Annotated in this window: 27 protein-coding genes; 14 read left to right on the top strand and 13 right to left on the bottom strand. The window is 72.0% G+C overall.

The features are described 5' to 3' along the window. Window positions 1-6: 6 nt before the first annotated feature. Window positions 7-1410, bottom strand: a complete 1404-nt coding sequence (gene sthA / locus IOD14_RS17800) for a Si-specific NAD(P)(+) transhydrogenase (RefSeq protein WP_123993489.1) — start codon at window positions 1408-1410, stop codon at window positions 7-9. A 156-nt stretch (window positions 1411-1566) separates the two neighbouring features. On the opposite strand from sthA, the gene IOD14_RS17805 reads away from it, so the two are divergent. After that, complete coding sequence (locus IOD14_RS17805; protein WP_123993488.1) at window positions 1567-2706, top strand: sulfite oxidase; 1140 nt, start codon at window positions 1567-1569, stop codon at window positions 2704-2706. An 89-nt stretch (window positions 2707-2795) separates the two neighbouring features. Here the strand turns inward: IOD14_RS17805 and IOD14_RS17810 are convergent, their stop codons facing one another. After that, window positions 2796-3002 (bottom strand): hypothetical protein, encoded by a 207-nt coding sequence (locus IOD14_RS17810; protein WP_123993487.1) that lies wholly within the window; start codon window positions 3000-3002, stop codon window positions 2796-2798. Between the two features lie 214 nt (window positions 3003-3216). Here IOD14_RS17810 and IOD14_RS17815 point away from each other — a divergent pair, with 214 nt between their 5' ends. After that, window positions 3217-5466 carry an MMPL family transporter gene (locus IOD14_RS17815; RefSeq protein ID WP_212670750.1) on the top strand — a complete coding sequence of 750 codons (2250 nt, stop codon included), beginning with the start codon at window positions 3217-3219 and terminating at the stop codon, window positions 5464-5466. Here the strand turns inward: IOD14_RS17815 and IOD14_RS17820 are convergent. Then, the gene (locus tag IOD14_RS17820; protein WP_249126273.1) at window positions 5423-6502 is read right to left on the bottom strand and encodes a PP2C family protein-serine/threonine phosphatase; all 1080 of its coding nucleotides are present in this window, start codon (window positions 6500-6502) and stop codon (window positions 5423-5425) included. The two genes, IOD14_RS17815 and IOD14_RS17820, sit on opposite strands and share 44 nt — an antisense overlap. 56 nt (window positions 6503-6558) lie before the next feature. Continuing rightward, window positions 6559-7749: a beta-1,3-glucanase family protein gene (locus IOD14_RS17825; protein ID WP_212670751.1), complete on the bottom strand. Its 1191-nt coding sequence runs from the start codon at window positions 7747-7749 to the stop codon at window positions 6559-6561. 333 nt (window positions 7750-8082) lie between these two features. Between IOD14_RS17825 and IOD14_RS17830 the strand changes: the two genes are divergently transcribed. Together IOD14_RS17830 and IOD14_RS17835 are read left to right on the top strand one after the other, a co-directional pair. Next, a complete protein-coding gene (locus IOD14_RS17830; RefSeq protein WP_123993484.1) occupies window positions 8083-8979 on the top strand; it encodes a GNAT family N-acetyltransferase in 897 nt (298 codons plus the stop codon). A gap of 96 nt (window positions 8980-9075) precedes the next feature. After that, window positions 9076-9417, top strand: coding sequence for a hypothetical protein (locus IOD14_RS17835; RefSeq protein WP_212670752.1), 342 nt, complete (start codon window positions 9076-9078; stop codon window positions 9415-9417). A 120-nt stretch (window positions 9418-9537) separates the two neighbouring features. Here the strand turns inward: IOD14_RS17835 and IOD14_RS17840 are convergent, their stop codons facing one another. Beyond that, complete coding sequence (locus IOD14_RS17840) at window positions 9538-10437, bottom strand: Gfo/Idh/MocA family oxidoreductase (protein ID WP_212673295.1); 900 nt, start codon at window positions 10435-10437, stop codon at window positions 9538-9540. Window positions 10438-10690: 253 nt separating this feature from the next. On the opposite strand from IOD14_RS17840, the gene IOD14_RS17845 reads away from it, so the two are divergent. Next, window positions 10691-11548: an aldo/keto reductase gene (locus tag IOD14_RS17845; RefSeq protein WP_123993482.1), complete on the top strand. Its 858-nt coding sequence runs from the start codon at window positions 10691-10693 to the stop codon at window positions 11546-11548. A gap of 92 nt (window positions 11549-11640) precedes the next feature. Next, window positions 11641-12459: an SAM-dependent methyltransferase gene (locus IOD14_RS17850; protein WP_212673296.1), complete on the top strand. Its 819-nt coding sequence runs from the start codon at window positions 11641-11643 to the stop codon at window positions 12457-12459. A 275-nt stretch (window positions 12460-12734) separates the two neighbouring features. On the opposite strand, the gene IOD14_RS17855 is transcribed toward IOD14_RS17850, so the two are convergent. Further along, window positions 12735-13652: a helix-turn-helix transcriptional regulator gene (locus IOD14_RS17855; RefSeq protein ID WP_123993481.1), complete on the bottom strand. Its 918-nt coding sequence runs from the start codon at window positions 13650-13652 to the stop codon at window positions 12735-12737. A 130-nt stretch (window positions 13653-13782) separates the two neighbouring features. Next, window positions 13783-14013: a DUF397 domain-containing protein gene (locus tag IOD14_RS17860; RefSeq protein ID WP_123993480.1), complete on the bottom strand. Its 231-nt coding sequence runs from the start codon at window positions 14011-14013 to the stop codon at window positions 13783-13785. 210 nt (window positions 14014-14223) lie between these two features. Here IOD14_RS17860 and IOD14_RS17865 point away from each other — a divergent pair, with 210 nt between their 5' ends. The 3 genes from IOD14_RS17865 (at window position 14224) to IOD14_RS17875 (ending at window position 17207) form a co-directional block, all read left to right on the top strand. Further along, window positions 14224-14775 carry an ATP-binding protein gene (locus IOD14_RS17865; RefSeq protein WP_249125939.1) on the top strand — a complete coding sequence of 184 codons (552 nt, stop codon included), beginning with the start codon at window positions 14224-14226 and terminating at the stop codon, window positions 14773-14775. A 28-nt stretch (window positions 14776-14803) separates the two neighbouring features. Then, window positions 14804-15352, top strand: coding sequence for a hypothetical protein (locus IOD14_RS17870; protein WP_123993478.1), 549 nt, complete (start codon window positions 14804-14806; stop codon window positions 15350-15352). 88 nt (window positions 15353-15440) lie between these two features. After that, a complete protein-coding gene (locus IOD14_RS17875) occupies window positions 15441-17207 on the top strand; it encodes an ABC transporter ATP-binding protein (RefSeq protein ID WP_212670754.1) in 1767 nt (588 codons plus the stop codon). Window positions 17208-17229: 22 nt separating this feature from the next. Here IOD14_RS17875 and IOD14_RS17880 read toward each other — a convergent pair whose 3' ends face one another. Further along, entirely contained in the window at window positions 17230-17577 is a 348-nt protein-coding gene (locus IOD14_RS17880; RefSeq protein WP_123993476.1) for a hypothetical protein, read from the bottom strand. Window positions 17578-17752: 175 nt separating this feature from the next. Between IOD14_RS17880 and IOD14_RS17885 the strand changes: the two genes are divergently transcribed. After that, window positions 17753-17995, top strand: coding sequence for a DUF5133 domain-containing protein (locus IOD14_RS17885; RefSeq protein ID WP_123993475.1), 243 nt, complete (start codon window positions 17753-17755; stop codon window positions 17993-17995). Window positions 17996-18019: 24 nt separating this feature from the next. On the opposite strand, the gene IOD14_RS17890 is transcribed toward IOD14_RS17885, so the two are convergent. Continuing rightward, window positions 18020-18994, bottom strand: coding sequence for a helix-turn-helix domain-containing protein (locus tag IOD14_RS17890; protein ID WP_212670756.1), 975 nt, complete (start codon window positions 18992-18994; stop codon window positions 18020-18022). Between the two features lie 181 nt (window positions 18995-19175). Here IOD14_RS17890 and IOD14_RS17895 point away from each other — a divergent pair, with 181 nt between their 5' ends. Both IOD14_RS17895 and IOD14_RS17900 read left to right on the top strand, forming a co-directional pair. Continuing rightward, complete coding sequence (locus tag IOD14_RS17895) at window positions 19176-19631, top strand: hypothetical protein (RefSeq protein ID WP_123993473.1); 456 nt, start codon at window positions 19176-19178, stop codon at window positions 19629-19631. A 117-nt stretch (window positions 19632-19748) separates the two neighbouring features. Next, window positions 19749-19964, top strand: coding sequence for a hypothetical protein (locus tag IOD14_RS17900; protein WP_123993472.1), 216 nt, complete (start codon window positions 19749-19751; stop codon window positions 19962-19964). A 7-nt stretch (window positions 19965-19971) separates the two neighbouring features. Here the strand turns inward: IOD14_RS17900 and tgmB are convergent, their stop codons facing one another. From tgmB to IOD14_RS17915, 3 genes are all read right to left on the bottom strand, one after another. After that, window positions 19972-20946 carry an ATP-grasp ribosomal peptide maturase gene (gene tgmB, locus IOD14_RS17905; RefSeq protein WP_123993471.1) on the bottom strand — a complete coding sequence of 325 codons (975 nt, stop codon included), beginning with the start codon at window positions 20944-20946 and terminating at the stop codon, window positions 19972-19974. Between the two features lie 17 nt (window positions 20947-20963). Further along, on the bottom strand, window positions 20964-21155 hold the full coding sequence (tgmA, locus tag IOD14_RS17910) for a putative ATP-grasp-modified RiPP (RefSeq protein WP_031037338.1): 192 nt from the start codon (window positions 21153-21155) through the stop codon (window positions 20964-20966). Window positions 21156-21287: 132 nt separating this feature from the next. Then, on the bottom strand, window positions 21288-21605 hold the full coding sequence (locus IOD14_RS17915; RefSeq protein ID WP_123993470.1) for a YkvA family protein: 318 nt from the start codon (window positions 21603-21605) through the stop codon (window positions 21288-21290). A 213-nt stretch (window positions 21606-21818) separates the two neighbouring features. Between IOD14_RS17915 and IOD14_RS17920 the strand changes: the two genes are divergently transcribed. Then, window positions 21819-22847, top strand: coding sequence for a hypothetical protein (locus IOD14_RS17920; protein WP_249125940.1), 1029 nt, complete (start codon window positions 21819-21821; stop codon window positions 22845-22847). Window positions 22848-23117: 270 nt separating this feature from the next. Beyond that, a complete protein-coding gene (locus IOD14_RS17925; RefSeq protein ID WP_212670758.1) occupies window positions 23118-23777 on the top strand; it encodes a maleylpyruvate isomerase N-terminal domain-containing protein in 660 nt (219 codons plus the stop codon). Here IOD14_RS17925 and IOD14_RS17930 read toward each other — a convergent pair. Further along, window positions 23770-24882, bottom strand: coding sequence for a hypothetical protein (locus tag IOD14_RS17930; RefSeq protein WP_212670759.1), 1113 nt, complete (start codon window positions 24880-24882; stop codon window positions 23770-23772). The two genes, IOD14_RS17925 and IOD14_RS17930, sit on opposite strands and share 8 nt — an antisense overlap. Between the last annotated feature and the right edge of the window lie 324 nt (window positions 24883-25206).

Below are 25206 nucleotides of genomic sequence, written 5' to 3' on the forward strand. Positions count from 1 at the left end.
CGTCGGTCAGTCCCCGATCCGGTCGATCTGGCGGAGCTTGTTCGTGGCGTCCAGGGCCGCGACCTTGTAGGACTCGGCCAGCGTCGGGTAGTTGAACACCGCGTCGACCAGGTAGTCGACCGTGCCGCCGCAGCCCATCACGGTCTGCCCGATGTGGATCAGTTCGGTGGCGCCCGTGCCGAAGCAGTGCACACCCAGCAGGGTGCGGTCGTGCGGGGACACCAGCAGTTTCAGCATGCCGTGGGAGTCCCCGATGATCTGGCCGCGGGCGAGTTCCCGGTAACGGGAGATGCCGACCTCGAACGGCACGCTCTCCTCGGTGAGTTGGTCCTCGGTGCGGCCGACGAAGCTGATCTCCGGGATGGTGTAGATGCCGATGGGCTGCAGGTGGTGCATCTGCCCGACCGGCTCGCCGAACGCGTGGTAGGCGGCCGACCTGCCCTGTTCCATGGACGTGGCGGCCAGCGCCGGGAAGCCGATCACATCACCCACGGCGTAGATGTGCGGCACCTCCGTGCGGTAGTGCTCGTCCACGGTGATCCGGCCCCGCCTGTCGGCGCTCAAACCTGCCTTGTCCAGGTCGAGTTCGTCGGTCAGGCCCTGCCGCCCGGCCGAGTACATCACGGCGTCGGCAGGGATCTTCTTGCCGCTCTCCAGGATGGTCAGCGTGCCGCGCGGGTGGCGCTCGACCGCGGCGACGGTCTCACCGAAGCGGAACGTCACGGCGAGGTCCCGCAGGTGGTACTTCAGCGCCTCGATGACCTCGATGTCGCAGATGTCGAGCATCCCGGCCCGCTTCTCCACGACCGTCACCTTGCTGCCGAGCGCGGCGAACATGGAGGCGTACTCCATCCCGATGACCCCGGCGCCGACGATCACCATGGAGCGCGGGACGCGTTCGAGAGCGAGCACGTTGTCGGAGTCCATGATCGTACGGCCGTCGAACTCGACGCTGTCCGGCCGCGCCGGACGGGTGCCGGTGGCGATGACGATGTTCTCCGCGCTCAGCAGCCGTTCGTGACCGGTGATCTCGCGCAGGGCCACGGTGTGCGGGTCGACGAAGCGGCCGGTGCCTCCGAACAGGGAGATGTGGTTGCGGGAGAGCTGGCTGCGGATCACGTCGACCTCACGGCCGACCACGTGCTGGGTGCGCGCGGTCAGGTCGGCGACGGTGATGTCCTCCTTGAGCCGGTAGCTCTGGCCGTACAGGTCGCGCTGGGTGAGGCCGGTCAGGTACAGCACCGCCTCGCGCAGGGTCTTGGAGGGGATGGTGCCGGTGTGGATGGAGACCCCGCCGACCATGTCGGGGCGGTCGACGACGGCGACCCGGCGGCCCAGCTTGGCCGCGGCGATGGCGGCCTTCTGGCCCCCGGGTCCGGATCCGATGACGAGCATGTCGAAGTCGGGCACCCTCGGAAGTCTGGCAGTCGCGGGGCCCCTTCCGAAAGGGCGAGCCGTGAACCGGTCGCTCCCGGATCGGCGCAGGTTGCGGGGAAGTTGCCCGCGGGCCGCCGCGGATGCCGCGCGGACCGCGACAGCCCGGGCGGACCGCGGGACAATACGGCCATGGGCCACCGACTCGCCGACACCAGCACTCCGGCCCGGCTGGCCGCCCCCGAGGAGGGCATCGGCCGGGACGAACTGGCGCTCGCCACCCGCAATCACGGCCTCCCCCTCGAGGCCATGCGCCACGACCTCACCCCGCCGGGCCTGCACTACGTCCTCACGCACTACGACATCCCGTACGTCCCCGAGGGCACCCCCTGGCAGCTCGGCGTCGGGGGCCGGGTCCGCCGCCCGCTCACCCTGACCCCGGCCGACCTGCGGTCCCTCCCGCAGGTCACCACCCGGGTCACGCTGGAGTGCGCGGGCAACGGCCGAGCGCTGCTCACCCCGCGCCCGGTCAGCCAGCCCTGGCTGGTCGAGGCCGTCGGCACCGCCGAGTGGACCGGCGTACCGCTGCGGCTGCTGCTCGCCGAGGCCGGAGTGGAGGCCGGCGCCGTCGACGTGGTGTGCACCGGCGCCGACCACGGGGTGGAGCGCGGTGTCGAACAGGACTACCAGCGGGCCCTGCCGGTCGCGGTGGCCACCGGCACCGAGCCCGAGGTGCTCGTGGCCCACGAGATGAACGGCGCCCCGCTGCCCCCGCAGCACGGCCACCCGCTCCGGCTCGTCGTGCCCGGCTGGTACGGCATGGCCCAGGTGAAGTGGCTGCGCGAGATCACCGTCACCGACACCCCGTTCACCGGGTTCCAGCAGGCCGTCGCCTACCGGCTGCGGCAGCACCCGGGGGACGAGGGGGAGCCGGTCACCCGGATCGCGCCGCGCGCCCTGCTCGTCCCGCCCGGATTCCCGGACTTCATGTCCCGGGTCCGCGTGGTCCGGCCCGGCACGGTGACGCTGGAGGGACGCGCCTGGTCGGGACGGGCGCCGGTGACCAGCGCCGAGGTGAGCACGGACGGGGGAGGGTCCTGGCACGAGGCGGAACTCGAGCCGGACACGGGACACCGCTGGGCGTGGCGGCGCTGGCGCTTCGACTGGCAGGTGGAGCCGGGGGAGTTCGTGCTCAGCGCACGGGCCACCGACGCGCAGGGCCACACCCAACCGCTGGAACAGCCCTGGAACCGGGGCGGCTTCGCCAACAACCTCGTGCAGCGGGTCGAAGTGGTGTGCCTGGACGAGGAGTTCGAGGAGCCGGGCCGCTGAGGGGCCGCACGACGCCCTCATCGCCGTAGGGCGGCGTGAGCCCGTGCGTGCCCGACTGCCCAGGACAGCCGGGCCGCACCCGGTCGTGGCTAGGGCAGCAGCTTGTCGAGCGCTGCCGGGCCCTCCGCCTCCAGCTTGCGCCGGGCCCACTCGAGACTGTGCGGGGTGATGTCCTTGCCCGAGGCGAGGACGAGGTCCTCCGGCGACACCTCGGTGCCGGTACGGGCGTGGAGCAGGTCGTCCGGAGTGGCGCGCTCCTCGGACGGCCCGGACACGTCGGGCTGTGACGTCGTCATGATCTCTGCTCCTCGGATCCGGATCGCTGTGCGGTCCCGGTGGTGTCAACGGGTCCGATATCACCATTCAACGCCCGGGCCGACCCTGCATCCGGAGGCGCCCGCCGCGGACCCCGTCCGGGCCCGTCGGCGGGACGTCTGCCCGGGATGCCTGGATGATCCGGCAGGCGTGTAATGGGAGTACTGATCTCGGGATCGGCAGGGAAGACGCGCCATGTCCAGTACCCGGAACAGCTCCAAGGGCGTCCTGCGCAGGCTGGGGGAATGGTGCGCCCGGCACTTCGTGATCGTCATGGTGGCCTGGCTCGTGGCCCTGGTAGCCCTGCAGACCCTGAACCGGTCCTTCGGCGGGGACTACTCCGACAACTTCTCCCTGCCGGGCGTCCAGTCCCAGGAGGGCCTCGACGTGCTGAAGAAGCACGACCCGGCGGCCGGGGGCTACGGCAGCCAGATCGTGCTGCACGACGGTGACAAGGCGCTCTCCTCGCTCTCCTCGCAGATCTCCACGACGGTCACCGATCTGCAGAAGCTGCCGCATGTCCTGTCGGCCCAGAACCCGTTGTCGACACCCGCCTCCAAGGTCGGGCCGCTGTCCTCGGACGGGAAGACGGCCTACATCACGGTCCGCTTCGACGTCCAGCCCTCGACTCTGGGTGACGGCTACCTCCACGGCGTCGACCAGTCCGTACAGCCGCTGCGCGCGGCCGGGACCGACGTCGAGTACGGCGGTCCGCTCGGCGAACTCGCGCGGCCCGACGCCGACGACCGGGTGAGCGAGCTGATCGGGTTCGCCGTGGCGATCATCGTGCTGCTCGTCGGCTTCGGCAGCGTGATCGCCGCCGGTGTCCCCCTGGTGACGGCCTTGATCAGCGTGATCGGCGGGCTCGCCTGCCTCGGCCTGTTGGCCTCGGCGTTCACCTTCGCGACCGTCTCACCGACCCTGGCCACGATGATCGGACTCGGCGTCGGGATCGACTACGCGCTCTTCCAGCTCACCCGCCACCGGCAGAGCCTCATGGACGGCAAGGATCCGGTCCACGCGGCCGGCCGGGCCACCGCCACCAGCGGACGTGCCGTGCTCGTCTCCGGCTGCACGGTGATCATCGCGCTGGCCGGGCTGTCCGCGTCCGGGGTGTCGTTCATCGGGAAACTCGGGCTCGCCGCCGCCGTCACGGTCGTCTCCGCGGTCCTGGGCGCCCTCACCCTGGTCCCGGCCCTGCTCGGCCTGATCGGCAAACGAATCGACCGCTACCGGGTGCGCCGGCCCGTCGCCGAGACCGACGCCGCCGAGGGCGAGACGCCCACGGGGACCTGGCACCGCTACGCCCAGCGCGTCGAGCGGCGGCCGTGGCGCTACCTGGCCGCGGGCGTGACCGCCGTCGTCGTCCTCGCCATCCCGGTCTTCTCCATCCAACTGGGCCACATCGGCGACGGCGCCGATCCCACGTCCTTCACCGACCGGCGGGCCTACGACCTGATGACCGACGCCTTCGGGCCCGGCTCCAACGGCCCGCTCACCGTCGTCATCGACCAGACGTCCGTGCCGTCGTCCCAGCGCTCGGGCCTGTCCTCGCAGGCGCAGAAGACCCTCTCCGGCGTGTCCGGCGCGGCCGCGGTCACCCAGCTGACCCCCACCAAGGACGGGGACGTCCTGCTCGCCACCGTCTACTCCGAGCAGTCCCCGCAGAGCGCCACCACCACGGACCTCACCAACCGCCTGGTCGACACCACCCTGCCGACCGCGGTCAAGGGCACCGACGCCAAGGGATACGTCACCGGCACGACCGCCGCCCAGGTCGACTTCCGCGACATCGTCGCCAGCCGGCTGCCGCTGATCATCGGCGTGGTCGTCGCCCTCGCCTTCCTGATCATCCTCGCGGTCTTCCGCGGGCTGCTCGTCGCCGTGAAGGCGGCCGTCCTCAACGTCCTGTCCATCGCCGCCTCCTACGGCGTGGTCGTCGCCGTCTTCCAGTGGGGCTGGGGCGGTCCCGCGCTCGGCGTCTCCGGCAAGGTGCCCATCGAGAGCTATGTGCCGATGATGATGTTCGCGATCATCTTCGGGCTGAGCATGGACTACGAGATCTTCCTGCTCTCCCGGGTCCACGAGGCCTGGCTGCGCACCGGGGACGCCAAGGCCTCCGTCGCGCACGCGCTGGAGATCACCGCGCGGGTCATCACCTGCGCGGCACTGATCATGGTGAGCGTCTTCGCCGCCTTCATCGTGAGCGACAACATCGTGGTCAAGATGCTCGGACTGGGCCTGGCGGTGAGCGTGCTGATCGACGCGACCGTGGTGCGGCTGCTCATGGTCCCGGCGGTGATGACCCTGCTGGGACGGCACGCCTGGTGGACGCCCCGCTGGCTGGACCGGATCCTCCCGCACATCGACGCCGAGGGGGAGCCGGAGGCGGACACGGCGGTCAGCGGGACTCCGGGGCACCGGGCGCGAGAACGAGCATCGTGACGTCGTCCTGGAGCGCCGGGGCGTAGCGCACGAGGTCGGTCCAGACCCGCTCCACGAGATCCGGCAGATCGCCCGTGAAAGCGGTGATCCGGTCGAGCAGCGGGTAGAAGGCGCCGGCGGAGTTCCGTGCCTCCCAGACGCCGTCCGAGGCCAGGAAGAGCCGGTCGCCGGGCCGCAGCGGGACCGTGATCCCGGCCGGCGGCGCGACGTCGGACAGGCCCAGGCCGAGCGGGGTGCCCACCGGGACGTCGAGTTCCACGGCGTGCCCGTCGCGCAGCAGGACCGGGCCCGGCTGCCCGCACGCCACGATCCGCACGGTCCCCGTGCCCACGCCGAACTCCATCACCACCGCCGTCGCGAACAGCTCGGAGTGCCGCACCGCCGCCGAGTCCACCACCAGCCTGCGGTCCAGCCGAGCGGCCACCGACTCGGGATCCGGCCGGTCCAGCACCGCCTCCCGGAAGGCGCCCAGCAGGGAGGCGACGGTGGCGACGGCCGACAGCCCGTGCCCCTGCACATCGCCCATCACCACCCGCACCCCGCAGGGACCTTCCCGCACGTCGAAGAAGTCACCCCCGACCAGCGTTCCCCGCTGCGCGGCCCGGTACAGCCCCGCGCACTGTACGTCTCCCGCCCGCTCGGGCAGCGGCGGCACGACGGCCCGCTGCGCGGCCTCCGCGACCGCGCGCTCGGTCATCAGCTGGGCGTCGCGCCGGCTCCGGACGAACGACACGACGACACTCAGCGCCGCGACGAAGCCGACCGTCAGCACATCCGTGCTGCCCGGATCGTTGAGCCGGAACGCCGGCACGTTCAGCACGACCAGGACGAGCCCACCGAGCACCGCCGTCGCCGCCGGTCCGTACGACAGCACGGCCAGCGGCGGGATGGCGCCCAGCACGAAGCCGATGTCGAGCGGGTCGGGGCTCGCGAGGGTCGCCGCGCACACCGCCGCCAGCAGCGCGGCGGGCATCGCCCGCACCCAGCCCGGCGGCGGCGCACCCCGCAGCCAGCTCCGCCGGTCCCGGTCGCGCAGTCCGCTCACACCACCACGCTGCTACGACCGGCCCGGCCCCGCACGCCGAGACGGTTCTAGAACGGGGTGAGCGTGAGCCTGATGCCCGTCGGCGCCGTGTCCTGGATGTAGGAGGCGAGGTCGGCCACGTCGTCGAAGGCGAAGCCGTACGCCTTGCCGTCCTCCGTGGCCGCGTGCATGGCCTTGGCGTAGTGGTTGGTGAGCGCGGTCCGGTAGAAGGAGGCGGGGTCGGTGGTCGGCTGGGCGGCGGTGCTCACCAGCGTCGAGCGGTTGAACCCGGCACCGAGCACGGCGGCGACCGGCCCGGTCGTGCCGTCGTTGGGAGCGGCGAGGGCGCCGTGGCAGAAGAGCACGTCCCGTGTCGAAGGGCGGGCGAAGGAGACCTGCGCGGGACCGGTGAACACGAGTTGCCCGCCGCGCACCCGGCCGGTGAAGGTGCCCGCGTTCGTGGTGACGGTCAGGTCCCTGCCGGTGTACGTGCTCCACACCTCGTCGATGTACGGCGCGAAGTAGTCCGCCGGGAACAGGCCGGCGTCCAGACCGTGGCCCGGGGCGATGACACGCGTGTCGCCCACCACCAGCGGCGCGAACTCCTCGACCTGGTGCACGGCGGCGAAGGCACCGGCCCGCCCTGAGGCGCGCAGGGTGCCCGTCGTCTGGTCCCGCGCCCCGGTCAGCCGGATGCTCAACGGCACGCTGAACATGTCCACCATGGTGGTGTTGCAGAACATGCCCGCCGCGTTGTGGGTGAACTCGGCGCAGTCGTGCAGCACCGGGTAGTTGGGGTCCGAGGTCACCCAGCCGGCCGGGTACTGGAGGGCGGGGTTGCCGTTGCCGTCGGTGACCACCTTGAACTTCAGCTTGGCGCCCAGGGACACGTAGATCCGGCCGGACAGGTAGGGCAGGGACAGGGTGGTCCCGCCGCCTCCGGTCAGGCCTATCGCGTAGTCGGTGTAGCCGTCGGCGCCGTTGTCGGACAGGGCCACCGGGGCGAGGGTGCCGTCCGGGGTGACCCGGACCTGCCTGCCGTCCTGGTTGCCCACGATGTAGACGTGGACGTTCGCGTCGTCGAAGGCGCCGGTGTTGTTGACGACGGTCAGCGGCAGGGCGCCGGCCGCCGCGGTGCGATTGCCCTCGGCGAGGGCGTGGGGAGCCAGTGCGGCGACGGCGGGCGCGGCCGCCATCGCCCCGCCGAGGGCGACAAGGAGCTTGCGGCGGCCGAGCCGACGCTGGTGACGAGGGGTCATGTGGGGGGTCTCCTCGAATTCCTGAGAGCGCTCTCATGTGGGGGGTGAGACCCGATGGTACGGACCAGGCGCGCCGCGGCCTATACGTCGGACAGCGCTTAATCCGGTCTTAAGTGCCGGTTAAGTGGCGCCGGAGCGGGCGGAGTTGGCCGCGAAAAGCCGGTGGACGCCACCCCGGGGATCCCGTACCGTGAGCTGCCACGCCTCGAGACCAGCGGAAGGAGGCGAGTGCCATGCAGTTCACGACCGTCCAGCGCTCCCTCTCCGTCGTCCCGGCGTGCCTCGTCTGACCGGGAGCGCCTCACGCAGTACGCATCCCGGAGGAATCCACCCATGACCGATCTGGTCATCCGCGCGCTCGACGAGCGCGAAGCCCCTCTCTTCGACGCTCTTCCCGACCCCCTCGGCGCCCGCGAGTCCCACCGGCTCACCCGGCACCGCCCCGACTGGAAGCGGGTCGCCCTGCGCGACGGCAAGGTCGTGGCACGCGGCGCCTGGTGGGGCGGCCCCGACGACACCGCCCCCCTCAACGTCAACTGGTTCGACGTGGCCGAAGGGGAGGAGGAGGCCGGCGCCGAACTCCTGCGCACCGCGCCCTGGCAGGTCGAGCTCGAGATGAACCTGCCCGCGGGCTGGCGCGAGGACCCGGCACAGCGGGCCGCCGCCGAGGCCCGCTTCACCGCCGTACGGGAGGCGGGGTACGAGCTCCTGGTCGAGCGGTTCCTCTACCGCTGGACACCGGAGCAGGGGCTGCCCGAGCGGCCCGGACGCCTCGAGTTCCGGCCCGAACCGGACGACGCGGTCTTCTTCGACCTGCTGCGCCGCATCCACTCCGCCACCCTCGACGCGCACGCCCTCAAAGCCATCGAGGAGGGCGGACTCGACCGGGCCGCCCAGGAAGAGCTCGACTTCTTCCACTGGTGCCCCTCGCCCCGCGAGTGGTGGCAGATCGCCCGCACCCCGCAGGGAGACGTCGCCGGGATCCACATTCCGGCCCACAACCCGTCGGGGCCCTGCGTCGGGTTCATCGGAGTCGTGCCCGAACAGCGCGGCCACGGCTACGCCTACGATCTGCTCGCCGAGTGCACCCACTGTCTGGTCGAGCAGGGCGCCGAGTTCGTCTCCGCTGCGACGGACAGGGGGAACTTCCCCATGGCCGCGAACTTCGCCAAGGCGGGCTACCCCGTCGTGCGCGAACGCCTGAACTACCGGCCTGCGCACAGCGGCTGAGCCCTCTCCGGCACTGACGGCCGGTCGCGTCCGACTGTCAGTGCCGGGTGCCATGCTGGTCACCGGGTTGACCGTCGGCACGGCGCGGGAGGTGTGGTGGGGTTCGAGGGCGAGGTCTGGCAGGTGCGCGGCGGTGCCGAACCGGTCGGGGACATCCTTATCGACGAGGCCGACTTCCCTTGGCTGTCGGGCCGGTTCACGGCAGGACCCGGATTCGCCGCTGTGCGCGAGCTGTTCGCGCGCGAGCTCGCCCTGACGGAGGAGGACGACGAGGAGCGGTGGCAGGAGTGGGAGGAGGCATACGACGAGCTCCGGCGGCAGGTGTCGCTCGTCGCTCCGGCCGGTCCCGCACCCGAGTTCCTGCTGCACATCGAGGGGGAGCGGGCCTGGTTCCGGTGGAGCGACGAGCCGTTCGACGAGGACGCGCCGGCGGTCTGAGGTGCGGGTGTGTGCCGTGGGTACGCCGGGGGTCCGAGGCGCAGGTCCGTGCCATGCGTACGCCGGGGGTCTGTGGTGCAGGTCCGTGCCGTGGGTGTGCCGGGAGTCCGAGGCGCGGATCTACGCCGTGGGCACGCCGGTCGCGCCGTCCAGCAGGGTCTCCGCCTCGACGAGGATCTCGGTGACCCGCAGGGCGAACGCGGCGTCGCAGGGATGTGCCTGCCCGGTGCGGGCGGCGGCGAGCAGTCCGTCGGCGGCCCGGAGCACGGCGGGCACGACCCCCTCCGACGACTCCGGGAGCAGGGCGACTCCGCCCGTGCCCCGCAGTTCGACGCCGGCTCCCGCGGCCGCTGGAGGTGCCGTGAGACTCAGCGTCAGAGTGCTCGACGCGCCGCCGGTGTGCCTGAGGACCAGATGGACGGTGTCCCCGGGGCCGTGCGCGGCCGCCGCCACCTCACGGACCTCGCCCAGTACCGGCAGCAGCACCGACAGGGCATGCGGACCCACGTCCCACAGGGCGCCCTTCTCCCGCCGCCACGGCGAGTCGGCGAAGGCGCTCTCGCTGGTGAACACCGACCCCAGCCATTCGGCCCGCGCCGTGAACCAGCCCGCCACGCCCGCCTGTTCGCCGATCCACGCCTCGGTCTCGGTGAGGAAGCGCGAGGTGAAGAACACCACCGAGGCGACGCCGGTCTCCCGGACGGCGTCGAGCACCGCCCGCCCCTGCTCGACCGTGGTCGCGAGGGGCTTGTCCAGCAGCAGATGGCAACCGGCCCGCGCGGCCCGCGCCGCGAGCTCGGCCTGCACGGCCGGCGGCAGGGCGATCGCGACGGCGTCCACGTCCGCGAGCAACGCGTCGACATCGTCGTACGCCCGCGTGCCGTGCTCGTCGGCCAGCTCCTTGGCGGCCTCCGTACGACGGCCCCACACCCCGGCGAAGTCCAGCTCCGGATGTGCGGCGAGCGCGGGGGCGTGGGCCATCCTGGCCCAGGGACCGGTGCCGAGCAGTCCGATGCGCATGGTGCCGCCTCTCTCGCCGTACCTCATGATGACCAGGCTGGATCGTCCACCGGTCGAGGCGAGGGTGCCACACGGGGACCGCGGACACGCAACCCCGTCTCGCCCGCCGGTCGACGAGGGGTACGCCAGGGTCCGGGATTCAGCACTCCCGTCACTGAATGCGTTCTCATTCTTCTATTGGACCTTCGGTGTGTGCGGCGGCCAGGCTGATGAGAGCCCAGCTCCGCGTGACAGGCGAAAGAGGTCCTAGGCCATGCACACCCGCCGTATCGGTGATGTCGAAGTGAGCTCGATCGGTCTGGGCGCCATGCCCATGTCCATCGAGGGGCGGCCGGACGAGGAACGCTCCATCGCCACCGTCCACGCCGCGCTCGACGCCGGCGTCACCCTGATCGACACCGCCGACGCCTACCACCGGGACGCCGACGAGGTCGGTCACAACGAGACCCTGATAGCCAAGGCCCTCGCCTCCCACGACCGGGGCGGTGACGTCCTCGTCGCCACCAAGGGCGGGCATCTGCGTCCCGGGGACGGCAGTTGGACCCTCGACGGCAGCCCCCGGCACCTGAAGGAGGCCTGCGAGGCGTCCCTGAGCCGGCTGGGTGTGGAGGCCATCGGCCTCTACCAGTTCCACCGCCCCGATCCCCGCGTCCCCTACGCCGAGTCCGTCGGCGCCGTGCGCGACCTCCTCGACGAGGGCAAGATCCTCAGGGCGGGCATCTCCAACGCGAACCCAGAGCAGATCAGGCTCGCTCACGAGATCCTCGACGGCCGGCTGGTCTCCGTGCAGAACCAGTTCTCCCCGGCCTTCCGGTCCAGCGAGCCCGAGCTGCGGCTGTGCGACGAACTCGGCATCGCCTTCCTGCCCTGGAGCCCTCTCGGCGGCATCTCGCGGGCGGGCGAACTGGGCTCGGCACACGCGCCGTTCGCGCGGATCGCCGAGAAGCACGGGGTGAGCCCGCAGCGCGTCTGCCTGGCCTGGATGCTCGCCAAGTCGCCGGTGGTCGTGCCGATCCCGGGGGCGAGCCGTCCCGAGACGATCCGCGACTCGCTCGCCGCCGCCGATCTCGTGCTCGACGCGGCCGAACTCGCGGAGCTGGACGCCGTCTGAACCCGGGTGCGCACTGGCCTCGGCCATCGGGATGTCCCTAGGATGGACTCCCTGTCCTGCCAGGCCAGTTGGCGGCACGAGCTGGGGGAATGATGAGCACCGGCAAGAACCTGTCCACGTCGATCGACGCCTCGGTACCCACGGCCGCGCGTATGTACGACCACTATCTGGGCGGCAAGGACAACTACGCGGCCGACCGGGCCGCCTGCGAGGAGCTCGACAAGGTCGTCCCCAGCACCCGCAGGCTCGCGGTCAACAACCGGCGCTTCCTCCAGCGGGTGGTGCGGACCCTGTCGGCGGAGCACGGCATCCGGCAGTACCTCGACCACGGATCGGGCCTGCCCACCCAGGACAACGTCCACCAGGTCGCCCAGCGCATCGACCCCACCACGCACGTGGTCTACGTCGACAACGACCCGATGGTCCTCGTCCACGGCCGGGCGCTGCTGGAGCAGGACGAGCGGACCGCCGTCATCCACGCCGACATGCGGGAGACCGAGGCGATCCTCGACCACGAGGACACCCGGCGGCTGATCGACTTCTCGCAGCCCGTCGCCGTGCTGTTCAACTCGGTCATGCACTGCATCCCCGACAGCGAGACGGACGGGCCGGCCGCCGTGGCCCGCCGGGTCCGTGAGCGGCTCGCGCCCGGCAGCTTCATGGTGATGTGCCAGCTGGTCAGCGAGGACCCCGAGGTCCGCGACTTCGTCACGAACTTCATGGACCAGGCGACCCAGGGCCACTGGGGCCGGGTGCGCGAGGAGAAGGACGTCGCCGAGTGGTTCGAGGGCCTGGAGATCCTCGACCCCGGTCTCGTCGAGGTCTCCACCTGGCGCCCCGACTCCGAGGTGGCCCCCCGCCAGCTCACCCACGAGTGGATCGAGTTCGGCGGCGTCGCCCGCATCGCCTGACCCGACCCCGAAACGCCCCTGACGCGACCACGAAGGTTCCGCGTCGGGGGCGTGCACGTGTCTGCCGGCAACGGCCTGGTGCGGACGGGCCGCACCCCAGGCACGGTGGAGGAAGCCACCGCCGCACTCGGGGGACGCGCCTTGGACCCGGGCACGGTCCGCGCCACGACGCGCCGCACCTCGCCGCCTTCGCGGTCGCTCCTCGAACGGCACCTCGCGCCGGGTCGGCCTGCCCGGCCCGGTCTCACGCGACACCCTGCGCCCGAAAGGGACTCTCAGTCGGTGTAGCGCTGCTCCATCGTGCGTTCCAGCAGCCGCAGCGAGTCCCGGGGTTCGAGCGCGTCGTCCGCCAGCCGGTCCAGGGCGAGGCGGTACTCCTCCGTCTCGTCCCGGTCCTCCAGGAAGTTCGCGCTCTTGATGTGCTCCAGGTAGACGACGTCGGGCAGATCGAGCCCGCCGAAGCGCAGGTAGGTGATCGGGATGGACGGTGCGGAGGCGTTCGTCACGTCCAGCGGGATGATCTGCAGCGTCACATTCGGGCGCTGGGCCATCGCGACCAGGTGCGCGAGCTGCGCCCGCATGACCTCCCGGCTGCCCAGCACCCGCAGCAGCACCGACTCGTCGATCACCGCCCACAGCTGCGGGGCGTCCTCGCGCAGCAGCAACTGCGCGCGCCGCATCCGCAGTTCGACGCGTCGCGCCACCTCGCTCGCGGCCGCGGTCGGCAGTCCGCGCTCCACGACCGCACGCGTGTAGTCCGGGGTCTGCAGCAGGCCGGGGACGTACTGGATCTCGAAGGTACGGATGGCCGCTGCCGCCTCCTGGAGTCCGACCAGCCGGTCGAACCACTCGGGCATCAGCCGCTTGTCGTACCGCTGCCACCAGCCCGGGTCACCGGCGCGCTGGAGCAGCTTGAGGAGCACCGAGGCCTCGTAGTCCTCGGTGCCGTACAGCTCGAGGAGGGCGCGCACGTCGCTCTCCGACGGAGGCTTGCGGCCCTTGCCCGACTCGATGCGGGACAGCTTTGCCGGGCTGAACCCGAGGGCCCGCGCCGCCTGGTCCTGGGCGAGTCCGGCATCCTCGCGGAAGCCCGTCAACTGCACGCCGACCAGCATCTTCAGCAGCGTGGGAGCCGGCTCGGTGCGGTCCAGGTACGGTTCCAGGCGGGAGGTGCGATGGGACGCGGCAGACATCCTGACTCCCAGTAAACCGGCACAGAGACGACTCACACTATCGCACGCAGCGTGGCCGTGACGCACCATTCCGTTAGATGCCGGTGGCGGCCCGGGAGTTCGACGCCGTCGCCCCCGGGCCCGCGACACCTCACAGAAGGTGGTCGAACTCCCCGTCCTTCGCGCCGGCGAGGAACGCGGCGACCTCGGCCGGCGTGTAGACCAGCGCGGGGCCGTCGGGGTCACGGGAGTTGCGCAGCGCGACGGCGCCGTCGATCAGCGAGGCCACTTCGACGCAGTTGCCCTCGGCGTTGCTGTGTCGGCTCTTGACCCAGCGGGCGTCGAGCGAACTCGCCCGCACTCCGTTCTGCACTGGTGGCACTGCAGTCTCCTTGCTGTTCACGTTCTGTGCCGGGCGCGGTGCCCGGCCGTGCGTGGCGGACGGGGGCGCACCCGCACATCCTCAGTGGCCCCACCCGTCGTTCGCGCAATTTCTCGTGCAATTGCACGCGGGCGCCTTCAGCGTGGATAATAGCTCCGGCGTCAACCCCTGCGGTTGCGCCCCGTCTTGACGTCGCATCAAGGAGATGCCGTGTCGTCACCTGCGAACCACGCGCTCCGGCCGCCGAGCCAGGCTGTGCCGGAAGCGGGTGATGTGGGCCCGGCCGGTGAGACCGTGCGGCGTCCGCGGCCCGTCGGCGCACATCGGCAACCGCCGGGGCCCGGCCCCCTGGACTCCGCCGCGCTGCTCATCAGCTGCAGCGGGGAAGGGTTCGCCCGGGCCCGCGCCTTCACCCGCGAGACGCTGAGCTGCTGGTCCCTCGGCCACTGCAGCGACGACGCCACCCTCGTGATCACCGAACTCGCCGCCAACGCCGTGGCCCACGCGGTGCCCCGGCTCGCGGCGGGCGGTGCGGACGAGGTGTGGCTGGGGTTGTCCTTCGACCCCGCCCATCTGCTGGTGACCGTCTCCGACCCCGGAGACGAGCCGCCCGCGTACACGCCCGCCGACGTCACCGCCCTGCGGGAGCACGGCCGGGGCCTGTACATCGTCGACGCGCTGGCTCAGGAGTGGGGCTGGACCTCACGGCCCCCGGCCGGCAAGACCGTCTGGGCCAAGCTGTCGACCACTCCTCCTCCCTGACATGACTGACGCGGAAAGGTCTCACGCCATGCGCACCGCTCCGGACCAACCGAGCCACGAGCGCACCAGCCACTCCGAGCCCGCGACCGGGGTGGCGCGGACCACGCCCCTGACGGCGCTGAGCCGGGTGCCCTGGGGCGAGATCCAGGACTCCACCGGCTGCGCCGCGGCCATCCCCCTGCTTCTCAACAGCGTGGCCTGGGGGGATCCCGACACCGCCGGCGCCGCGCTCGCCGACCTGCGCAGGCGCATCTGCCAGTACGGCTTCGTCGTGGAACAGGCCACCGCCGCCACGGTCCCCTTCCTCTGGGAGCTCGCCCAGCTGCCCCAGGTGAGCTGCCGGGCCGAGATCATCCAGTTGCTCAGGAGCATCGCCGGTGCCCGCCAGTGGGAGAGCACGGCGGCCGTCTACCCCAAGCTGCTCAACCACCGTGAGAACCCGGTGCTGTGGGAGCGCCAGGCCCGTCAGGCCGTCCGCGCCAGGAGCGGGAGCGGCGCCCTCGAGCGACTGATGGCCGACGACGACACCGAGATCGCCCACGCCACCACGGAACTCGCCCGCACTCTGGACGAGTAGGAGTACGTGCCGTCGGCTGGTGTAGTCCTTGTCGACGAGGGGCAGAAAGCGCTTGCTCCCGACTCGGCAACCGGAAGGACCACCGACGATGGCCTCGTCGCTGGAAAGACCACTCGACCATCGCTACCGGGGCGAACACCCGATCCGCACGCTCGCCTACCTGTTCCGTGCCGACCACCGCCGACTGGGCGCGGCCGTCGCGGTGTTCACCGTCAAGCACAGCCCGATCTGGCTGCTGCCGCTGATCACCGCGTCCATCATCGACACCGTCGTCCAGCACCAGCCGGTCAGCCGGATCTGGACGAGCACCGGCGTCATCCTGTTCATCCTGCTGATCAACTACCCCCTGCACCTCCTCTACGTCCGCCTCCTGTACGGCAGCGTCCGCCGCATGGGCACCGCCCTGCGCTCCGCCCTGTGCACCCGCATGCAGCAGCTGTCCATCGGCTACCACTCCCGGGTCAGCGCCGGAGTGCTCCAGGCCAAGGTCGTGCGGGACGTCGAGACGGTCGAGCAGATGGTGCAGCAGACCGCGGAGACCGGCCTCGGCGCCACCACGGTGCTGATCGGCGGACTGGTCATCATTGCCGTACGGACACCCGAGTTCGTGCCCGTGTTCCTCGTCGTCGTGCCCGCCGCCGCTCTCGTCGTGGCCCGCCTCAGGGCCCGGCTGCGCACCCACAACGAGCACTTCCGGCACGAGGTCGAGACCCTCTCGTCCCGGGTCACGGAGATGACCCGCCTCATTCCGGTCACCCGCGCCCACGGCCTGGAGGGCAAGGCACTGCGCCGCATGGACGGCACCCTGCGCCGGCTGCTGACCTCCGGGATGCGCCTCGACCTCGTCAACGGCCGTTTCGGCTCCCTGGCCTGGGTCGTGCTCAACGTGGTCGGCGTGCTGGTCCTCACCGGCGCCGCACTGGTGTCGTACTACGGCACCTGGGGCGTCACCCCCGGCGACGTCGTGATGCTCAGCGCGTTCCTGACGACACTCACCAACTCCACGACCACACTGGCAGGGCTCGCTCCGGTCATCACCAAGGGCCTGGAATCGGTGCGTTCGGTCGGCGAGGTCCTCCAGGCGCCCGAACTGGAGGACAACGAGGGCAGGATCCGCGTCGAGTCGGTGCGCGGGGCCGTCGAGTTCCAGGGCGTCGGCCACGCGTACGACAACGGGCGGCCCGCCGTACGGGACTTCACCCTGTCCGTCACCCCCGGCGAGACCGTCGCCCTCGTCGGCGCGTCCGGCGCCGGCAAGTCCACCGTCCTCAACCTCGTCATCGGCTTCATCCGGCCCACCTCCGGACGGCTCCTGCTCGACGGGGCCGACATGAACACCCTCGACCTGCGCACCTACCGGCGCTTCCTGTCCGTCGTACCCCAGGAGTCCATCCTGTTCGACGGCACGATCCGGGACAACGTCGCCTACGGCATGGACGACGCCGACGAACAGACGGTACGGGCGGCGCTGCGCGACGCGAACGCGCTGGAGTTCGTCGACCGGCTGCCGCAGGGCCTGGACACCCTGGTCGGCGAACGCGGCGCCCGGCTGTCCGGCGGGCAGCGCCAGCGCCTGGCCATCGCCCGGGCCCTGATCCGCGACCCGCGGGTGCTGGTCCTCGACGAGGCGACCTCGGCCCTGGACACCCGCTCCGAGGCACTCGTCCAGCAGGCACTCGCCCGGCTGCTGCGCGGACGGACCACCTTCGTGGTCGCGCACCGGCTGTCCACCGTCCGGGGCGCCGACCGCATCGTGGTGCTGGGCGAGGGCCGGATTCTGGAGACCGGCACCCACGACGAACTCCTGCGCCGCGGCGGGGCCTACACGGCACTGCACGCCGGACAGCTCGCCTGAGCCCCGGGCGCCCTCCCGGGCGTCACGCCGCGCTGCTCCGTGGCACCCGGCGGGGGCACGTCGAGTCGTGGTCGGTGCCGCAGCTCGTCCACCAGCGTTCACAGCACGCCGTGTCGAGCTCGGCGCGGACGATGTCGTCGGCGGCTCCCGCGCCGGCCCCGACGGCCCGCCTGCGCATTTCGGCCAGCGCGCGCCGCTGGTCCCACAGCACGCTCTCGCGCACGACCGCGATGACCGGGACCAGGCTCGCGGCGGCGAACAGGCACACGGCCCACGGGGGGCCGTCACGCAGCGCGAGGACCGCGGTCCAGGCGAGTCCGGTGCTCGTCGCGAGATAGAGGGCGCTGAGGAGACCTGCGGAGCGGTTCATGGGCGTATACCGTTCATGGTGCGAGGGATGCCCCTTGTTCAACGGTTTTGCCGCCCTTGGGGAAGCGGGTCCGGTCGCACGGTATTGCGCCAATCGCATGTCGGAGAGCGGCGGATGGGATTGAGCCGGTGCACATGGGGCATACGCAGCGAAAAATTCGAGAGAGGGGCGCTTCGTGCTCGTTCCGGACCCGAAGGCCGTCAGAACCCTGCTGACCCGCTATGCGTCACTGAGGATCGCCCAGGCGGAGAGGGAGAGGCCGGCGGCGGCTCGTGAGCTGGCGGACGTCAGTCACGCACTGTGCGTGATGATGGGCACCACCGACGTCCGTGAAGCGGTCGCCAGGGCCGACGCCCTGCTGCCGGCCGCCGAGTGCGCGGACCCGGACGGTGAGAGCAGCCTGCCGCTGGCCGGGTGACATCACGCCGGACCCGGCGGGCGGTCAGGAGTTCGCCGCCGCCGGGACGGCGTCCTTCGCGTGGAAGGCCGCCCGGTACGCCTGCGGAGTGGTGCCGACGACCCGCCGGAAGCGTTCCCTGAAGGCCGTGGGGGAGCCGAACCCCGCCTGCCGCGCGATCCGTTCGACCGGGTGACCGGTGTTCTCCAGCAGGTACTGGGCGCGCCGCACCCGGGCCCGCAGCAGCCACTGCAGCGGCGTGCTGCCCGTCTGCTCGCGGAAACGGCGGCTGAAGGTGCGCTCGCTCATCCCCGAACGGGCCGCCATCGCTCCGAGGGTGATCTCCTGGGACAGGTTGTCCTCGACCCACTCCAGGAGCGGCTCCAGCGTCGAACCCCGGGGCACCGGCGGGTGGTCGTGCACGATGAACTGGGCCTGGCCGCCCTCCCGTTCGAGCGGCATCACCGACATCCGGGCGGCATGCGCGGCGACCGCCGAGCCCAGGTCCCGGCGGATCATGTGCAGACACATGTCGAGGGCCGCGGCCGCACCCGCGGAGGTCAGGATCTGACCGTTGTCGACGTACAGCACGTCCGGCTGGACCCCGACGGCGGGGAAGCGGCGCGCCAGGTCGTCCGCGGCCACCCAGTGCGTGGTGGCGCGCAGCCCGTCCAGGAGCCCGGCCTCCGCCAGCACGAACGCGCCCACGCACACGGACGCGATCCGGGTGCCCGCCGCCGCGGCCTCCCGCAGCGCCGCCAGGACGCGCAGGGAGGGCGGTCCGGCCGCCGGGGAGCACCCCGGCACGATGATCGTGTCCGCCTCCGTGAGGGCTTCGAGGCCGTGCTCGACCCGCAGGGTGAAACCGCCGTCCGCGCGGACCTCCGGTGATTCGGCGCACAGCCGGACCCGGTAGGCGGGTCGGCCGTCGGGCAGCCGTGTCCAGTCGAACACCTGCATCGGCGCCGCCATGTCGAACGGCACCACATCGTCGAGAACCAGGATCGCCACGGAGTGCATGCACACCACGATAGGCGGATTCCCGCCAGGGCCACGACCAGGGCATCGGGCCTGGAACCGGCGCCGGGCGGGTTGGCGGGAACCCGTTGGAAGCTGTCGTTTCAGCCTCTGTGTGATCACGAGGCGGGTTCCTAGGGTGGGCGGGCACCGCCGACCGCACCGGAGAAGGAAACGCCACCCCATGAGCAAGTTCCTGCTGACCCTGCACGTCCTCGCCGCCATCGTCGCCGTGGGGCCGGTGACCGTCGCGGCCAGCATGTTCCCGCCCGCCGCCCGCCGGGCCCACGCGGAGCAGACCGGCGTCGGCACGGTACGGCTGCTGCACCGCATCTGCCGGGTCTACGCGGCCGTCGGCATCGCGGTCCCCGTCCTCGGCATCGCCACCGGAGCCGCGATGGGCGTCCTGGGCGACGCGTGGCTTACCACGTCCATGGCCCTGACCGCCGCGGCCGCCGGAGTCCTCGCCGCCTTCGTCCTGCCCCGGCAGGGCGAACTCGTCGAGGAGCTCACCGGACAGGGCGGCGTCGACCGTCGGGCCACCGCCCAACTGGCCATGTTCACCGGCATCTTCAACCTGCTGTGGGCGACCGTGACCGTCCTGATGATCGTCCGCCCGGGGTCCACGACCGGCGCATGACCGCCCGTGAGCCGTCAAGCCCGACAGTGGAATTCGCACGTCGGTGCGTGGAGGCGCCTAGACTCGTCAGCCGTGCCCATGCGCGTGGGCCCGCGAAAACGAAAGGCGCGTTGACGGGTGTTCCAGGATTCCCCCATCTACGACCGACTCGTCGCCGAGCGCGGCGACGTCCCCGCTCTGACCCGCAGGGAGGCCGAGCGCGTACGCAGGGAGCTGGAGTACGTCATGCGGCCCCTGCAGTCCCTCATGCCCCCGCCCGCCCCCGAGCGTCCGGCCTCGCCCGGACAGGGATGGGTGCCCGCCCTTCCGCCGGCCGCCCCGCGGCCCTACTGAACCGGCCTCAGGAGACCGCGGTGTTCGCGCCGTTGGCGCGGGAGCGGGGATCCGGACCGGGCCGGGCCAGCCACTCGGCGATGCTGCGTGCGATCGGCTGGCCCGTGTCCACCTCGACGAAGCCGAACTGCCCCGACTGGTTGCACTCCAGGAACCACCAGGTCCCGTCCCCGTCCTCGGCGAAGTCGAACGCTCCGTACGCCAGTTCGGCCGCGCGGAGATAGGCCAGGACGGCCGCGGCCACCCGCGGCGGAACCTCGGTGGGCTGCCAGGAGGAGGTCGGCGGGGCGAACCGGACGTCCACCTCGTCGTCGGCGCCGCAGACCTTCCGGGCGGCCAGCATCGTCTCGCCCACGACGGTCAGGCGTATGTCGGCCCGTTTGGCGACCCGCCGCTGCAGCAGGGTCGGGCCGAACGCGACGGCCGCGAAATCGGTGTCCGGCGCGACCCGGCTGGTCGGCACCGCCCGCGGCGGGTCCTGCGGATGCGCGCCGGAGACCGGCTTGACCACCAGGTCGGGATAGCGCTCGGCGAACTCACGGGCCGCCTGCGGAAACGTTGTCACGATGGTCGCCGGGACGGGCAGGCCGCAGCGCTGGGCGAGCCGTAGCTGCCAGGGCTTGTGACGGGCCCGGCGAGCCGCGTCGGGATGGTTCATCCAGCGGGCGTCACTGCCCCGGAGCATGCCGTACAGCGCCTGAGCGGACTCCTCGGTCAGCCACTCGGACGGCGCCCCCGCCCGCGCCGCGGGGGTGCCGGGGCGGCGGACCCAGATCGAGCGCAGCCCCGAGATGCCCACCAGACGGCCGCCGACCGACAGGTGACCGCGGAAGGCGCCGTGCACGTACTCCGCGGACAGCGCGACGCCGTCGGTCAGGTCGGCCGGGTCGAGCCGGACCACCGGCACCCCCGTGGCGTTGAGGTGCAGGACGACCATGTCGGCCGTCACGTCCTCTTCGCAGGTCAGAATCAACACGGTCATCGGTTGCCCGTCCGTGTTCAGTCGTCGAAGTGTGTCTTGGAGCCCGCCGTGCTCGTGGTGGTCCCCAGCTCCCTCATCAGCGCGTGGTCGCGGGCCGCGACCCGGCCGTCCATGAGCACGTTCAACTGCAGCCCGGAGTCGTAGACGTACGGAGTGGTCGCCTCCAACGTCGCTGCCGGACGTGCGTAGTTGAGCGCGAACGGTTGCATCGTCTCTCCCTCGCCGGTACTGCCTCTCGCAGACGGCCGTCTCCCCACGACGCCGTCAGGTCAGCCGAGTTGCTTCGGCTTCCAGAGACTTATACGAATCGAACGAGTGATTGGTTTCCTTACACTGCGTAATCACCGTCGGCGGGACGTCTCCCGCTCCGGCCCGTCGAGCCGCAGCGCGGCCCGGTCGGCGGCGGAACCGCGCAGCGTACGCAGCGCGAGCAACAGGACGCCGATGTCGTCGAGATACACCGGATCGGGCACCAGATCGGTGGGCAGCACGAAGTACAACAGGGCGCCCCAGAACACCCAGCGGGGCCCGGTGGGAAGGCCCGCCCGGCGCAGACCGCGCCGGGTTCTCACCAGCCGTACCAGCAGTCCCACGGCCACCGCCAGCGCCAGCGCCGCGAGCACCGCGACGACGACGATCAGTGCTGTGGTCGAATCCACGGGCCGACCTCCTCCTCCGGGCGCCGAACGGCGCACTGTCTGACGGATTCCCGCATCCGGCCCCGCTATGGCTCACGGGCCCGTGCCACTCACACGCGTGGCGCATCCGAGTGGCACGCCGTCATGCACCCGCTTACCAATGGAGACCTCAATGTCGCGGTCGCACGACGGGGGGCGCGAGGCCGCGACCGCACTCTTTGTCTGGAGCACAGCATGACCACCGGCCCGACAGCAGCTCACCCGAACGAACCCGGCATACCGATGGACCGGTCGTACGGCGATCCCGTCGGCGACCTGGTGCGTGCCGCCGTGGCCGACCGTCCCCTGGAGGACGTCGTCCACCTCATCACCCTGCTGGAACAGTCGCCCGAGTACGCGCGGGCCACCGGCGCGGCCCTGCGCGCGGTCGGTGTGGACCGTTCCGTGGAGGACGTCACCCGGCTCGTCGCCCTGCTGACCCGCCCGCCACGGGACGCGGACAGCGCCGACGAGGCGATCCGGGCCGCCGCCGAGTGCCGTCCCGTGGCCGACGTGACCCGACTGGTGGCCCTGCTGAACCGGTCCGAACTCCAGCCCCACTGCGGCCAGGAGGCGGTGCGCGCGGCGGCGACCGGCCGGCCCGTGGAGGAACTCGTCGAGCTCATCGGGCGGCTGGCGACGGAGAAGTCCCCGCAGTCCCCACTGCCGTCGTACGAGGACCTCGGCGAGGAGCGGCGGAGCGAACCGGAGACGTCGGCCGGGCCGGGGACGGGCGCCTTCCCGGCCCCTCCGTCGCGTCCCCCCGCGCAGAGGCGGCCCCGAAGGGCACCGGCCTGGCCGAGCATGGTCGCCGCCCTGGCGCTGCTGGTCTGCGGTGCCCTGTGCTTCCCCGCGCACCGCGACGGAGCGTCCCCGCGGGTGTACGGCTTCGCGCTCGGCGTGTCGATCCTGTGCGTCGTGCTGGGCCTGCTGATGGTCCGGCCCTTCCTTCCGGTGCTGGCCCTCGCGGTCGTCGTGCCGGCCGGGGTGGCCGCCGGCCAGTTGCTCGACGGGCGGTTCCGCTCGGCGGGGCTCGCCCGGGCGCTGGAACTGCCGCTCGCGCCTGCCTGGGTGGCGGGGACGGCGGCCGTGTGCGCGTCGCTGGCCGCGCTGACCGCCCTCGTGGTGCACCTCGCCTCGCCGCCGGCTCCGGACCGCGTCCTGACCGAGCGGCGGACGGCGGAGGCGGTCCGCGAACCGGCCGACGCTCCGTTGGCCCCCTAGCCGACGCACCCCTCGGGAAACCGGGGACTTCAGAAGCCGCCCCTCTCCCGGATGCCGTTCAGCAAGCGGTCCGGGGTGAGGGGCAGCTTGCGCGGGCGCACGCCGGTGGGGTGGATGAGGGCGTTGTCGATCGCGGCCGCTGTCCCCACGATGCCGAGTACGTCCTCAACTCCCGTACCGCGCCCCCGGTTCGTCGGCGGTATGACCCTGGGGCTCGGTACGGCACCGACCGGGGGCAGCAGGACGGACGCCCCCGCCTAGGCTGGCGCCATGAATGCCGACGTGCTGCGCGCCGCCTACGGAGCCTTCGCGAACGTCGTCCGCCCGCTCGGGGACGAGGAGTCCTGGCGGCCCACCGGCTGCGCGGGGTGGGCGGTGCGCGACCTGGTCTTCCACTGCGCCGGTGACGCCCAGCGGGCCCTGGTCGCCCTGCACACGCCCGCGGCCGGGCCGCCCGACCGGGACGCGGTGACCTACTGGCGGGACTGGGCGCCCGACCCTGTCGGCGCGGCGCAGGGCCGGCGCTGGAACCGGGTGAGCGCCAGCATGTTCCTCGACTTCCACCAGCTGCGCGACCTTTACCTGGAGACCACCGCGGCCACCGTGAACGCCGCCGCGGACGCCCCGCCGGATCTGCGGGTCCGTACCCAGGGCCATGTGCTGACGGCCGAGGACCTCGTGCTCACTCTCGCCGTCGAGGCCACCGTCCACCACCTCGACCTCGTCACCGACCTGCCGGACGCGCCCGGCCCGTCACCCGCCGGACTGGCCGCGGTGCGCGCCACTCTGGACGGCCTCCTGGGGTGGCCCGTCCCGATCGAATGGAGCGACGAGCACTACGCCCGCGCCGCCACCGGACGCACGCCGCTCACGGACGCCGAACGCCTCGCCCTCGGCGCGGACGCGGACCGCTTCCCGCTGTTCAGCTGATCTGCCGGTCCGGGTCCTCGGGGTGGGTCGCGGGCCGCCGGGTGCCCTTCCACCGGCCGAAGGTCCGAGAGAGCTGCTGCAACGGCGACGTGGCCTCCGCGTCCGCCGGGGGCTGCGGCGCCGGGGCGTTCTCGCGGTAGACCGCCAGCGCTTCGTTCGCCCGCTCGGCGGCCTCCCGGTACAGGTCCCGGGACTTCGTCATGGCCTCCAGCGCCTCGGCGTACATCGTCACCAGCGCGCGCTCGCGCTCGAGTTCCTCCTCCAGCGTCAGCAGCTGCCACTGCTCCCGCAGCGCGGTCACGGCCGCCTCGCCGCCGTCCGGAAGCGGCTTGGGCATCGCGGCGTAGCGCGTCACCGTCGCGATCAGCTCGGTGGGCTCCGAGCCGTCGAGGAACACACTGCGTACGGAGAAGTCCTGGCCGTCGTAGCCGGGCGGCACCGGTGTCCCGGGCAGCACCACGGCTCCGCCGCGCGGTACCTCCACGCCGAACTCCTTCACGGCCCAGTTCAGGACCCGCAGCTGGTGCGGCTGCGCCCGGTGCTCCACGATCCGGTGGCGCAGACCGGGCGGCAGCATGTCGGCCAGCGGGCGGCGGCCGCGCTGGTCGGTGGTCATGGCCTCGTGGACGACGACATGCACCGCCCAGCTGCCGCGCACCGCCTGCCGGAGCACCCGTCGTACGTCCTTGTCCTCCTCGGGCAGCACGCTCAGGTCGCGCAGGCGCAGTCCCGTCGCGGCGTCACGGTCCCAGAAGACGTCGTCGCCGTCGGGCCAGAACATGGTCGCGGGCGAGGGCCACCGCAGATCCCACGGCTGCTCCGCCTCGGCCGCCAGCACCCACTCCTGACCGCCGCTCGACACGGGGGCGAGCGAGAGCCGGGCCCGGACGGTCACCTCGTCGGCGACCCGCCAGCGGGCCTCGAAGACGCGCTCCTGAGCGTCCCCGGTCTCGGACGGCTCCTGGAAGTCGTCGAGGGTCGCGCTCTCCTTCAGTCGCTCCAGATTCCGGCGCAGGACGTCGGCCGCGTCGGATCCGAGATGGCGGCCGCGGGCCAGCCAGACGGTGGGAGGTGCGGTGGGGTCTGCCGTGGAAGTGCTTGACATGAGTCCATCTGTGAGAGGGGGTGGTGCGTGCCAGGGCCAAGTATCGTCGCCGCCGCCCCGTACGGACCAGGCGGGGTCCGTCACGCGGACACGTCCGGCGGGCGGGGACGCCGGAACGGGACGCTCCTCGTGATCTGCCCCGCGCACACGGGGCGCACACGCTCCGCACCGAGCAACCGCGTTTCACCCATGCCCGGTTCGGTGCCCGGCACGCCAAAATGACCCCTCGAACAGGGCCCGCCCACCATCCGCTTGGGGCGGGCCCTGTTCACCGTCCCTGCCCGATTCCGCGTTTCGGCTCGCTGAATATATCGGGAGCCGATA

The sequence above is a fragment of the Streptomyces sp. A2-16 genome (assembly GCF_018128905.1).
In the GTDB taxonomy this organism is placed as follows: domain Bacteria; phylum Actinomycetota; class Actinomycetes; order Streptomycetales; family Streptomycetaceae; genus Streptomyces.